The following is a 12,035-nucleotide window of genomic DNA, read 5'->3' as shown; positions in this document are numbered from 1 at the left end:
CCTCAGCTCGGCAGATACCCCAGGCGCTGCCTGAGCGCCTGGCTCAATTGCTGCTGTACCAGGGGCAGGGAAACCGGTTCCGTCACCAGTTCGCTCAGCTGCACCATGCGCAGCCCCGAATAACCGCAGGGGTTGATGCGCTGGAACGGTTGCATGTCCATATCCACGTTCAGCGCCAGACCATGAAAGGAACAGCCTCGCCGCACTCTAAGGCCCAGCGAGGCAATCTTGGCCCCCTCGACATAAACGCCGGGAGCGTCGGGCTTCGGCGCCGCATCCAAGCCGTAGCCTTGTAGCACATCAACCAGCGACTGCTCCATGGCCGTCACCAAATCGCGTACACCCAAGCCCAGGCGGCGCAAATCCAGCAACAGATAACCGACCAGCTGTCCCGGCCCATGGTAGGTAACCTGGCCGCCCCGCTCCGCCTGAATCACCGGGATATCTCCCGCCGCGAGCACATGCTCCGCCTTGCCCGCCTGGCCCTGGGTAAACACCCGGGGGTGTTGTAACAACCAGATTTCATCTGGGGTCTCAGCGCCGCGCTCGTCAGTGAATCGGCGCATCGCCTCGAGCGTCGGCTGGTAATCGACCAGCCCCAGCTCTCGAATCAGCAGTTCAGGTACGGCAACCGGCATCAAAGCACCATGTGAACACGACCGGTGGCCTTGAGGTCTTTGTGCAGAGCATCAAGCTGCTCAGGCCCGGTCGCAGTGATAACGACCCGCAGCGACAAAAAGCGCCCGTTTTTGCTGTCCTTGATCTCCACTGTGGTGGTATCGACGCCGGGTGCGTGCCTCTCCACCACGCTGCAGATAATCTCGGCAAAATCGTCCCCGGCCGCCCCGATCACCTTGATCGGGTACTGGCACGGAAACTCGATTTTGGGTGCCTGGGGCTCAGTACGATCGGCCATTGCGCTACCCTCCGCTATTCAGTTGAACAGTCCGTAGAAAAACAAACGGATGCTGTCCCACAAGCGACCAAAGATACCGGCTTGCTCAACATCGGACAGCGCGACTAGCGGCGCAGAGTGAACTACCTCCTCGCCCAGTTTGACCTCCACCTGGCCCAATACATCACCTGCCTTAATCGGCGCCTGGACCGGTGTCTGCAGGGTTATGCCCGCTTCCAGCTTGTCCAGCTGGCCCTTGGGCAGCGTCATTTGCAGACCGTTTTGCAGACCCAGGTCAACTTTGTCCTGCGCGCCTTTCCAGACCCGCGTGGTGGAGATAACCTGGCCAGGCTGGTAGAAGCTCTTGGTTTCAAAGAAACGGAATCCCCAAGTCAGCAGCTTCTGGGTTTCGGCGGCACGCGCCTGCTCGCTGCTGGTACCCATGACGACAGAGATCAGACGCATGTCTTCACGCTTGGCCGACGCCACCAGGCAGTAGCCAGCTTCTTCGGTATGACCGGTTTTCAGGCCGTCTACCGTGCTGTCGCGCCAAAGCATCAGATTGCGGTTGGGTTGACGGATGTCGTTCCAGACAAACTCTTTCTCGCCATAGATTTTGTAGTGCTCTTCCGGGTCATCATCGATGATGGCGCGGGCCAGGGTCGCCAAATCGCGGGCGGAGGAATAATGCCCCTCAGCCGGCCAACCAGTCGCGTTGACGAAGTGGCTGTTGGTCATGCCCAGACGCTTGGCCTGCCCATTCATCATGTCAGCAAAGGCATCTTCGCTGCCGGCAATGTGCTCGGCCAGAGCAATACTGGCGTCGTTGCCGGACTGGATGATGATGCCGCGCAGCAGGTCGATTACCGATACCTGATTACCGACCTTGATGAACATCTTGGAGCCGCCCATGCGCCAGGCCTTCTCGCTGACCAGCACCAGATCGTCCTCGCCAATCTGGCCACGTTTTATTTCCTGGCTGGCGATGTAGCTGGTCATCATCTTGGTCAGACTGGCCGGCGGCAGCGCCTCATCGGCGTTGTGCTCAACCAGCACCGTGCCGCTATTGGCATCGATCAGCAGATAGCTGGTGGCTGCCAACTCGGGCGCGGCCGGGACGATAGGCGCCGCCGACTGGGCATCCGGCACGGGTACATTGGGCATGGGGGTTTGTGCCAGCGCGGTGGCAGACAACAGGGTGGCGCCGGAGAGAAGCACTGTGGAGATCAGATTTTTCAGCATGTTACTCACAATCAATGGTGGAGTGCGTTTGTTCTAAATCGTTGAATCAGTTAACTGTTACCAGCGTCGGCGTGCCCATATTGGCCAACCGCAGAGTTTCCATCAGGCGACGTGCTTCGTCCTGACTGGACACCGGCCCCAAGCGCACCCGATGCAGTGTGCGCGTATCTTGCTGGAACTCACTGACAAAAACATTGGCCGACACCACGCTACGCAGGCGTTGACGCAACTGTTCTGCGGACTGTGCGCTGGAAAAGGCGCCGACCTGCAGGTAATAACCCGTGTGTCCGGTTTCCACCGGCTCTGGCGGTATGATTTCGGCACGCTGCGGAGCCACTGCAGGCTGGCTCTGAACCAGATAATTCGGGTTGTTCTGCTGCTGCCAGGCGACCGGGTCTATGCCTTCTACCAGTACGTGTGCGGTGCCCTGGTCGGCGTAACCCAGCTTCTTGGCTGCGGCGTAGGACAGATCGATGATGCGATCAGAATAAAATGGCCCACGATCATTGACCCGCACAATAATCTTTCGATTATTCGACAAGTTGGTGACCTGTACATACGTCGGCAGGGGCAGCGTCTTGTGCGCGGCGGTCATGCCGTAAAGGTCATACAGCTCGCCGTTGGCAGTGTTCTGACCATGGAACTTGGTGCCATACCAGGAGGCCGTGCCCTCTTCCCGATAACTACGACCGTCCTGCATGGGATTGTAATCACGGCCGAGCACGTTGTAGGGCGAGGCCTTGTAGCGCCCAGTGTGCGGCACCGGCACGGCATCCGGAATCTGCGAGACGTCCTGCATGTAACTCGGCGGGCCGTCATGCACAGTGCGCACCGGGCCGGGCGCGCCAGCTGGTGGCGCGCTGCTGGCAGCACTGCCATTGCTGGTTGGGCTGGATGAGCAGGCAGCCAGAGCCGAAAGTGCGACGCAAGCCAGAGATAGGCGCAGAACAGAGATGGATGCTGGCATCATTGCTGCCGTGCCTCACGTAACAAGTCGGCTAGTTGGTGCACCACCATGGCATACATCACACTACGGTTGTAGCGGGTGATCACATACAGGTTGTTCAGACCCAACCAGTACTGCATTCGTTCCCCGGCATCAAACTCGAACGCCATCACCTCGGCATCCTGTTCCAGATCTGCGCGCGGCGTCCAGCCCAGGCTCTTCAGTTCAGCTACGGTCTTGCGCGCTTCGAGCCCCTGCGCAAGGGTTATGCCCTCGGCAAACCTGTCCCCATCTACATCGGCAGCGATGGCCACTGCAGAACCGTGCTGCCATTTGTGCTGGTGGAAATAGTTGGCGACGCTACCGATGGCATCCACGGGGTTGTTCCAGATATCCACTACACCATCGTGATCAAAATCCACGGCGAAAGCCTGGTAGCTGCTGGGAATGAACTGACCATAGCCCATAGCCCCGGCATAGGACCCCTTCAGCACCAACGGGTCCATCTGCTGTTCGCGGGTCAGTACCAGATAGCTTTCCAGCTGACGGCGGAAAAAGTCCGCCCGTGGCGGATAATCGAAGCCCAGCGTTGTCAGCGCATCAATCACGCGGTAGGAACCCATATTTCCGCCATAGGAGGTTTCTACCCCCATAATGGCCAAAATGATTTCCGGCTCGACGCCATATTCTTTCTCGGCGCGCGCAAGGGTCTCGGCGTGCTTGTCCCAAAAAGCCACACCATCGTTGATGCGCTTGTCGGTAATAAAGATGGCGCGGTACTCGTGCCACGGCTTGACCCGCTCTGCCGGCCGCGCAATCGCCTTTAGAATGGCTTCCTGACGCACCGCCTGATCCAGCAAGCTCTGCACGTGTTGCGGGCTGAAGCCATACTCGCTCTGCATTTTTTCGACAAAGGCCGGCACGTCGGCGTGCTCTGACCCGTAATCCTGCGCCTGGACGCCAGCGCTCAGCAGGCCACCCAAAAGCATTGCGGCCAAGCGGGCCTTCCAACGGCGATCAATAGCCGTGTTGTTTTTGTACATGTTTTGTTTCAATCCAAGCCCCAGGTCATGAACTTTTTGCCATCCATTTGCGGTGCGTATGGATGGACATGAGAATACCGAACCCCGACAACAGCGTAATCAACGAGGTGCCACCGTAACTGATAAAGGGCAGCGGCACGCCAACCACCGGCAGCAGGCCGCTGACCATGCCGATGTTGACGAAAACATAAACAAAGAAGGTCAGGGTAATGCTGCCTGCGAGCAGTTTGCAGAATGCGTCTTGCGCTTGCAACGTGATCACCATACCGCGGCTGATCAATAGCATGTAGACACAGAGCAACAGACACACCCCAACCATGCCGAACTCTTCCGCCAGCACCGCAATAATGAAATCGGTATGCCCCTCAGGGAGAAAATCCAGGTGCGACTGCGTGCCCTGTAACCAGCCTTTGCCAAACACGCCGCCGGAGCCGATCGCCGCCTTCGATTGAATGATGTTCCAGCCAGAACCCAACGGATCGCTCTCGGGGTTGAGGAAGGTCAGTACGCGCTGCTTCTGGTAACCGTGCATGACGAAATACCACATACCGGCCGCCGCCGGCGCCAGCAGCAACAGCGCGCCGATGATATAGCGCCACAGCAGACCGGCGAGCAGCAGGGCAAATATCCCGGAAGCAGCGATCAGCAGCGAGGTGCCCAGATCCGGCTGCTTGAGAATCAGCACCACCGGCACAAAAATGATCGTCATGGCGATCACCACGTGCTTGAAACGGGGTGGCAAGGTGCGCGCGCCCAGATACCAGGCAACGCTCATGGGCATCACCAGTTTGAGAATTTCCGAAGGCTGGAAGCGCGTCACGCCGGGTATGGTCAGCCAGCGTTGCGCTCCCTTGGCCTCGGTGCCAAACAGCAACACCGCCACCAGCAGCAAGGTGCCACCGACATAGGCCACCGGCACCCAGCGCTGCATAAAGCGCGGTTGGAACTGGGCTATCACCACCATCACCGCAATGCCTACCGCGAAGTAGGCCATTTGCCGGTAAACCATACTCAGGCTCTTGCCGCTGGCAGAGTACAGAACAAAGGCATCAACCGCTGCCAGCCCGAGAATCAGCAGCAGCAGCCAGGGATCTATATGAATGCGCATCCAGATGGATTCGCGACGGCGCAAGCCAGCGGCCGCCGGCATCGGCGTTGGACGCTTCATTGTGCTGACTCCTCTGGCGAACTGCCGGCGTCTTCTTCGAGTTCAGCTTCGCCCTCGGGCTTGGGCAAGCGTGGCAGAACCCAGGCATCGAATACGGCACGCACCACCGGCCCGGCAACCCGCCCCCCGGATTCACCGTTCTCCACCAGCGCCGCCACCGCAATCAACGGTTTTTCCGTCGGCGCAAAGCCGACAAACAGGGCGTGATCACGGTGCCGTTCGCGCAGACTCTTGGAATCGTAGCGCTCACCCTGGGCAATAGCGACCACCTGCGCGGTACCGCTCTTGCCTGCCATGTTGTACTGCGCGCCCTGTGCTGCGGCGCGCGCGGTGCCGTGTGGCGACTGCATTACATCCTGCATGGCCTGGGTGATGAAATCCCAGTCCGAGGGGTTACGCAGCACGATGCTCTCCGGGGTATCGCTTTCGTCCGGCGCCACTCCTTCAGCGTCCATCAGCAGGCGCGGGCGGTGCCACTTACCGTGATTGGCGATCAGCGCCATGGTCTGCGCCAGTTGCAAAGGCGTCGACAGCATATAGCCCTGCCCGATACCGGCAATCAGCGTCTCGCCCGGATACCAGGGTTGTTTGTATTTGGTGCGCTTCCAGTCGCTGGACGGCATCAAGCCAGCCGCCTCTTCGTACATATCGATGGAGACGCGCTGACCGATGCCAAAACGGGTCATGAAGTCGTGCATCCGGTCGATCCCCATCTTGTTCGCCAGATCATAGAAGTAGGTATCGTTGGAGCGCGCAATGGCGTATGACATATCTACCCAACCATCGCCGCTGCGGTTCCAGTTACGGTATTTGTGACTGAAGTTCGGCAGCTGAAAGAAGCCCGGATCATATACCCGGGCATTACGCGTGGTGGCGCCGGTTTCCAGGCCCGCCAGCGCAACTACCGGCTTGATGGTCGAGCCTGGCGGATACTGCCCGCGAAGCACGCGGTTGAAAAGCGGCTGATCCAGTGAGTCACGCAGCGCGCCATAGTCGGCGTAGCTGATACCGGTAACGAACAGATTGGGGTCAAAGCCCGGTTTGCTGACAAAGGCCAGCACGCCACCGGTCGCAGGATCAATGGCCACAACCGCACCGCGACGGTCGCCCAGCGCTTCTTCGGCAACTCTTTGCAGGTTGGCATCCAGGTGTAGAGTCAGGTCCTTGCCGGCTACCGGTTCGGTACGCGACAGCACCCGCAGCACGCGCCCACGGGCGTTGGTTTCTACCTCTTCATAACCCACAGTGCCGTGCAGCAGCTCTTCGTAGTAACGCTCTATCCCGGTCTTGCCAATATAGTGCGTGCCCGCGTAAGCCACGGTATCGATGGACTTCAGCTCGCGCTCGTTGATGCGCCCAACATAGCCAAGCGCATGGGCAAAGTGATCAGCAAAGGGGTAATAACGAACGAAACTGGCTTGTACCTCTACGCCGGGCAGCCGAAACTGGTTGATCGCGATGCGCGCTATCTGCTCCTGCGTCAGCTCCAGCATCACCGGCACGGACTCAAACGGCCGCCGCGCCTGCATCAGCCGACGCTCGGCCTGGGCCACGTCCTCATCCGTCAGCGACAGCAGGGATTTCAGCAGCTCAAAGGTCGCCGGCAGGTCTTCTACCCGGTCCCGAGTGATCGTCAGGCTGTAGCTCGGACGGTTCTCCGCCAGCACTTCGCCGTTGCGGTCATAGATACGGCCACGGGTCGGCGGGATCGGCTGCACGTGCACCCGGTTATTTTCCGACAGCGTAGAGTGATGCTCGTACTGGATGACCTGCAGGTAGTACATGCGAGCGACCAGCGCGCCCACCAGCGCGAGCACAAATATGCCGGCCAACAGCAAACGGCGATGTACGATGCCGGCGTCTTTACTGTGGTCTTTCAGGTGGATGGGCTTGGCCATGAATCACTTGTGGTAGGGGTGACGATTGAGAATGGTCCAGGCCCGATACAGTTGCTCTGCCAGCAGAATACGCACCAACGGATGCGGTAGCGTCAGCGGCGACAACGACCAACGTTGATCACTGCGCGCGCTGACATCCTCGGCCAACCCCTCGGGCCCGCCCACCAAAAGATTGACGTTGCGCGCATCCAAGCGCCACATTTCCAGCTGCTCTGCCAGCGTCTCGGTGGACCACGCACGCCCTGTGACCTCAAGGGTCACAATGCGTTCCCCCGGCTGCACGGCGGCCAGCATCTGCTCACCTTCACGGCGCATCAGACGGCTGACGTCGGCATTCTTGCCGCGAGTGGCCAGCGGGATCTCCACCAACTCCAGCGGCAAATCCGGTGGCAGCCGCTTGGCATACTCCTGGTAACCCTGCTCTACCCAGCGCGGCATGCGTGACGCCACGCTGATCAGGCGAATACGCAACGGGGCTTACTCCGCGGGTCGCTGCTGCTGTTCCCGGCGCGACTCAGCGCTCTGCCACAGACGCTCAAGATCATAGAATTCGCGGGTGGCTGGCTGCATGACATGCACCACCACATCGCCAAGGTCAACCAATACCCATTCGCCGGAACCCTTGCCCTCGACACCCAGTGGCTTGCGGCCGGACTCCTTGGCCTTCTCGACCACATTGTCGCTAAGCGCGTTGACGTGACGGTTGGAGGTGCCGCTGGCGATGATCATGAAATCGGTCACGCTGGTGTGCTCACGCACGTCGATGCGGACCACATCCTTGGCCTTGAGTTCGTCCAGCGCGTTTTCTACCAGTTGCGCAAGCTCTTCAATCTGCATAAGACGTTTAAATCCTCAATATCAGGGCCGATAAAGCCCTTCGGTTTCAATATAGTCAAGCACGGCGTCCGGCAACAGAAAGCGCGGTGAGGCGCCGCTGGCTATCAGACCGCGAATATGGGTCGCAGAGATCGCCAGGGGCGTCTGCGACAGGCAAAGAATGTAGCCACGACTGGCCTGAGCCAGTCGTGCCGGATCGTCCACGCTGCGTGCAGCGAGCAGATCCTTGAGTACTTCGGGCACGTCCAGGTCATAGTCCGGACGCTGCAACACCACGATGTGCGCCAGCCGCAGCAATTCATCCCAGCGATGCCAGCCGGGCAGGCCGCAGAAGGCGTCCCAGCCAAGTACCATGAACAGCGCCGCATCATTGCCGAGCTCGGCGCGTAACGACTCCAGCGTATCTACCGTGTAGGAAGGCCGTTCGCGGCGCAGCTCACAGTCATCCACCTGCAGGCCACTGCCCTCACCCACCGCCAGCCTGACCATAGTCAACCGCTGGCTGGCACTGGCACCGGGCACCCCACGGTGCGGTGGGCGAGCGCTGGGAATCAACCGCAATTCGTCCAGTTGCAGCTGCTCACGCACCTCGACCGCACTACGTAGATGACCAAAGTGCACCGGGTCGAAAGTGCCGCCCAGCAAGCCGATTCGCTGCCTCATCCGTGCATCACTGCCGGATATGGCCGTCGCCAAAGACCACGTATTTCTCGCTGGTCAGCCCATCCAGACCGACCGGACCGCGGGCGTGAATCTTGTCAGTCGAAATGCCGATCTCGGCACCCAGACCGTACTCAAAGCCATCTGCGAACCGGGTCGAGGCGTTGATCATCACCGAACTGGAATCCACCTCCGCGAGGAAGCGACGTGCGCGGGTGAAGTCCTCCGAGACCATGGCGTCAGTATGCTGCGAGCTGTAGTGATTGATGTGCTCAATGGCTGCGTCCATGTCCGCTACCACCTTGACCGAGAGGATCGGCGCCAGGTACTCGGTAGACCAGTCCTCTTCAGTGGCGGCAACCGCTTGCGGCAACAGGGCGCAGGTGCGCTCGCAGCCGCGCAGCTCAACGCCTTTTTCCGCATAGGCAGCGGCGATCCTAGGCAAGAACTCGGCGGCCACCGCCTCGTGTACCAGCAGCGTCTCCATCGCGTTGCAGACACCATAGCGATGGGTCTTGGCGTTGATGGCAATCGCCTCGGCCTTGGCCAGGTCCGCGCGGTCATCCACATAAACGTGGCAAATGCCGTCCAGGTGCTTGATCACTGGTACCCGCGCATCCTTGCTGATGCGCTCGATCAGGCCCTTGCCGCCGCGCGGCACAATAACGTCCACGTAATCGGGCATGGTAATCAGCGCGCCCACCGCAGCGCGGTCGGTGGTTTCCACCACCTGGACTACCTCGTTTGGCAACCCAGCTGCCGCCAGCCCAGCACGCAAGCAGGCGGCAATGGCGCGATTGGAGTGAATCGATTCCGAGCCACCGCGCAAAATACAGGCGTTACCCGATTTCAGGCACAAACTGGCCGCTTCGACGGTCACATTGGGACGGGATTCGTAAATGATGCCAATCACCCCCAGCGGCACGCGCATCTTGCCCACCTGAATACCCGAAGGGAGGAACTTCATATCGCGGATGGCACCCACCGGATCAGGCAACGCAGCCACTTGGCGCAGACCTTCGACCATAGCCTGCAGGCGGGCCGGAGTCAGCGCCAGACGATCCAGCATGGCCGCATCCAGCCCGTTATCGCGGCCGGCCTGCAGATCCAGTTCATTGGCAGCCACCAGCGTGTCGCTGGCGGCCTCGATGGCATCGGCCGTAGCCAGCAAGGCCTGATTCTTGACGGCTGTCGTCGCACGGGCAATAACCCGCGATGCGCGCCGGGCGTTTTGTCCCAGCTCGGTCATGTAAACGACTACCTGTTCCGCACTCATGCTGTTACCTGTTACCTGTCTGCGCAAATGCGGCATTATAGCCGGGTCACCGGGCACTTGACAGGGCCGCCCCCTCGAATCCTGCAGCCTCACGCCAATTCAATCTGCAATACCTATGCTGATAGGATGACGACCATGTCAAACGCCCAGTCAACCACCACCGCCAGCGCCGCCCTGCCCGCCAGCTTCTTCCAGCAGGATGCCCGCACGTTGGCCATTGCATTGCTCGGCAAGGTAATCCGCCGCCGACTCGATGGCCTATGGCTGTCAGCGCGCATCATCGAAACCGAAGCCTATCTGCTGGAAGAAAAAGGCAGCCACGCCTCCCTCGGCTTCACCGAGGCCCGGCGCGCACTTTTCATGGACGGGGGCATCATCTATATGTACTACGCCCGCGGCGGCGACTCGATGAACTGCAGCGCCGCCGGGGCCGGCAACGGTGTTTTAGTAAAATCCGCTTATCCGGTGACAGATCATCTGAGCGGTGCAGCCAGCCTGCAGCACATGCAAGGGTTGAACCCCAACCGCGACGGCAGCCCGCGCAGTGCGAATAAATTGTGTGCCGGCCAGACGCTTTTGTGCCGTGCCCTTGGCATCAGGGTGCCGGACTGGAACGCCCGGGCATTCTGCCCGGACGAGCTGTACATCGAAGATGACGGCTACCAGCCAGAGCAGGTGGTTCAAGCGGCGCGTCTGGGCATTCCCGCCGGTCGCGACGAAGATCTGCCCTACCGCTTTATCGATGCCGCCTACGCCCCCCACTGCACGCGCAATCCGCTGGGTCGCAACCGCGTGGCGGAGCGCGACTACCGTCTGCTGACCCGCCAACAGACCGAGCAGGCTGCCATTATCGGAGGTCCACTTGCTGGTTGAGCTGACGCAATGGCTGGCCGAACACCAGCAGTGGTTGGGCGTGGCCATCTTTCTGATCTCGTTCAGCGAGTCACTGGCCGTCGCCGGCTTGGTGGTCCCCGGCGTCTTCCTGCTGTTTGCCGTATCAGCGCTGGCCGCTGGCGGCGGTATGCCGTTGACGGTGGCAGTAGCCTGGGCCTTTAGCGGCGCCGTACTGGGTGATCTGATCAGCTTTTTGCTGGGCCGCTATTTCCACCAGAATATCCGCAATTTTGGGCCGTTCAGACGCAATCCGCAGTGGATCGACGGTGGCGAGCGCTTCTTCCGTCGTTACGGTTGGCTCAGCGTGGTACTGGGTCGCTTCATCGGCCCGATACGCCCGATCATACCCATGGTCGCGGGCATGTTCGACATGCCCGCCTGGCGCTTTCTAGCAATCAACCTAGCGTCTGCACTGGCCTGGGCGCCGGCCTACCTGATTCCCGGTTACACCACCGGCCGTGCAGCGCAATGGGCGGTACCGCCGTTTTTCTGGAATCAGGCGTTGAGCCTGCTGATTGGCGCCATTATTCTCATCGCCTGCTGTCTGTATGTGCTCAAGTTGCAAAAACGCTGGAGCTGTCTGGTTGCGGCGGCTGGCTGCTTGATCTCGCTGCTGACCCTGAGTGTGAACCGGACTGCACTGGCCATTTTCGACAGTACCCTGATCGACAGCGCCGACCATCTGCGCCTGCCGGGCGCCAGCCACGTGCTGATTCTGACGCCGCAAGTGCTTCTGGTTGCAGCACCAATTATTGCTGCGCTGCTGCTTGCTCGGCGCTGGAACCACGCCGTTGTGCAGGTCGCCGCGCTAGCGCTGGCGCTACTCATTGCCTGGACCATAGGACTGACCGGCGGCGCGAGCATCAACGCCCTGCTCACGGCGATTCTCTGTGCCTTGGTCGTCAACTGTAGCCGTAGCCAGCATTTCTGGATGCGCAGTGCCTGGCTGCTCTACCTGCTGCCATTGTTGTTGCTGATTGCCAGCAACGTTCTCGAGCACCGCGTACTGCCACCACTGGAAATGCTGCGCAGCCTGTTGGTGGGCGTGAGTGCCAGCCTATTGGCCTGTTGGCTGGTGGAGCGCGTCAGCCCTATGACGCCCCTGGCCAGACCACTGCGCTGGGTGATTGCCAGTTGGCCTTTTGCCGCCGCTGCCTGGGTACTCTGGTAGCCCAG

13 protein-coding genes are annotated in these 12,035 nt (G+C 60.4%); 2 read left to right on the top strand and 11 right to left on the bottom strand.

Annotation, left to right across the window (positions count from 1 at the left end):
* Positions 1-2: 2 nt before the first annotated feature.
* The 11 genes from lipB to V7747_RS09420 form a co-directional block, all read right to left on the bottom strand.
* Positions 3-638 (bottom strand): lipoyl(octanoyl) transferase LipB, encoded by a 636-nt coding sequence (gene lipB / locus V7747_RS09470; RefSeq protein WP_335615784.1) that lies wholly within the window; start codon positions 636-638, stop codon positions 3-5.
* Positions 638-916 carry an HP0495 family protein gene (locus V7747_RS09465; RefSeq protein ID WP_335615783.1) on the bottom strand — a complete coding sequence of 93 codons (279 nt, stop codon included), beginning with the start codon at positions 914-916 and terminating at the stop codon, positions 638-640. The genes lipB and V7747_RS09465 overlap by 1 nt, the downstream gene beginning before the upstream one ends.
* 18 nt (positions 917-934) lie before the next feature.
* A complete protein-coding gene (locus tag V7747_RS09460) occupies positions 935-2,059 on the bottom strand; it encodes a D-alanyl-D-alanine carboxypeptidase family protein (RefSeq protein WP_335615820.1) in 1,125 nt (374 codons plus the stop codon).
* Positions 2,060-2,183: 124 nt separating this feature from the next.
* A complete protein-coding gene (locus tag V7747_RS09455) occupies positions 2,184-3,104 on the bottom strand; it encodes a septal ring lytic transglycosylase RlpA family protein (RefSeq protein ID WP_335615819.1) in 921 nt (306 codons plus the stop codon).
* Complete coding sequence (gene mltB / locus V7747_RS09450; protein WP_442909216.1) at positions 3,104-4,126, bottom strand: lytic murein transglycosylase B; 1,023 nt, start codon at positions 4,124-4,126, stop codon at positions 3,104-3,106. Before mltB ends, V7747_RS09455 begins: the two co-directional genes overlap by 1 nt.
* A 25-nt stretch (positions 4,127-4,151) precedes the next feature.
* Positions 4,152-5,294 carry a rod shape-determining protein RodA gene (rodA, locus tag V7747_RS09445; protein WP_335615782.1) on the bottom strand — a complete coding sequence of 381 codons (1,143 nt, stop codon included), beginning with the start codon at positions 5,292-5,294 and terminating at the stop codon, positions 4,152-4,154.
* A complete protein-coding gene (gene mrdA / locus V7747_RS09440) occupies positions 5,291-7,192 on the bottom strand; it encodes a penicillin-binding protein 2 (RefSeq protein WP_335615781.1) in 1,902 nt (633 codons plus the stop codon). The genes rodA and mrdA overlap by 4 nt, the downstream gene beginning before the upstream one ends.
* 3 nt (positions 7,193-7,195) lie before the next feature.
* The gene (gene rlmH, locus V7747_RS09435) at positions 7,196-7,663 is read right to left on the bottom strand and encodes a 23S rRNA (pseudouridine(1915)-N(3))-methyltransferase RlmH (protein ID WP_335615780.1); all 468 of its coding nucleotides are present in this window, start codon (positions 7,661-7,663) and stop codon (positions 7,196-7,198) included.
* A 6-nt stretch (positions 7,664-7,669) separates the two neighbouring features.
* On the bottom strand, positions 7,670-8,029 hold the full coding sequence (rsfS, locus tag V7747_RS09430) for a ribosome silencing factor (protein WP_092285213.1): 360 nt from the start codon (positions 8,027-8,029) through the stop codon (positions 7,670-7,672).
* A 21-nt stretch (positions 8,030-8,050) separates the two neighbouring features.
* Positions 8,051-8,692 (bottom strand): nicotinate-nucleotide adenylyltransferase, encoded by a 642-nt coding sequence (nadD, locus tag V7747_RS09425; RefSeq protein ID WP_335615779.1) that lies wholly within the window; start codon positions 8,690-8,692, stop codon positions 8,051-8,053.
* A 7-nt stretch (positions 8,693-8,699) separates the two neighbouring features.
* Positions 8,700-9,965 (bottom strand): glutamate-5-semialdehyde dehydrogenase, encoded by a 1,266-nt coding sequence (locus V7747_RS09420; protein WP_335615778.1) that lies wholly within the window; start codon positions 9,963-9,965, stop codon positions 8,700-8,702.
* A 126-nt stretch (positions 9,966-10,091) separates the two neighbouring features.
* Here V7747_RS09420 and V7747_RS09415 point away from each other — a divergent pair, with 126 nt between their 5' ends.
* Both V7747_RS09415 and V7747_RS09410 read left to right on the top strand, forming a co-directional pair.
* Positions 10,092-10,838 carry a DNA-3-methyladenine glycosylase gene (locus V7747_RS09415; RefSeq protein ID WP_442909215.1) on the top strand — a complete coding sequence of 249 codons (747 nt, stop codon included), beginning with the start codon at positions 10,092-10,094 and terminating at the stop codon, positions 10,836-10,838.
* Positions 10,828-12,030: a DedA family protein gene (locus V7747_RS09410; protein WP_335615776.1), complete on the top strand. Its 1,203-nt coding sequence runs from the start codon at positions 10,828-10,830 to the stop codon at positions 12,028-12,030. The genes V7747_RS09415 and V7747_RS09410 overlap by 11 nt, the downstream gene beginning before the upstream one ends.
* Positions 12,031-12,035: the final 5 nt, after the last annotated feature.

It is taken from the genome of Halopseudomonas sp. (assembly GCF_036960865.1).
Taxonomy (GTDB): Bacteria; Pseudomonadota; Gammaproteobacteria; order Pseudomonadales; family Pseudomonadaceae; genus Halopseudomonas.
Note: the sequence above shows the minus strand (reverse complement) of the source record. Positions and strands in the feature narration are given on the sequence as shown.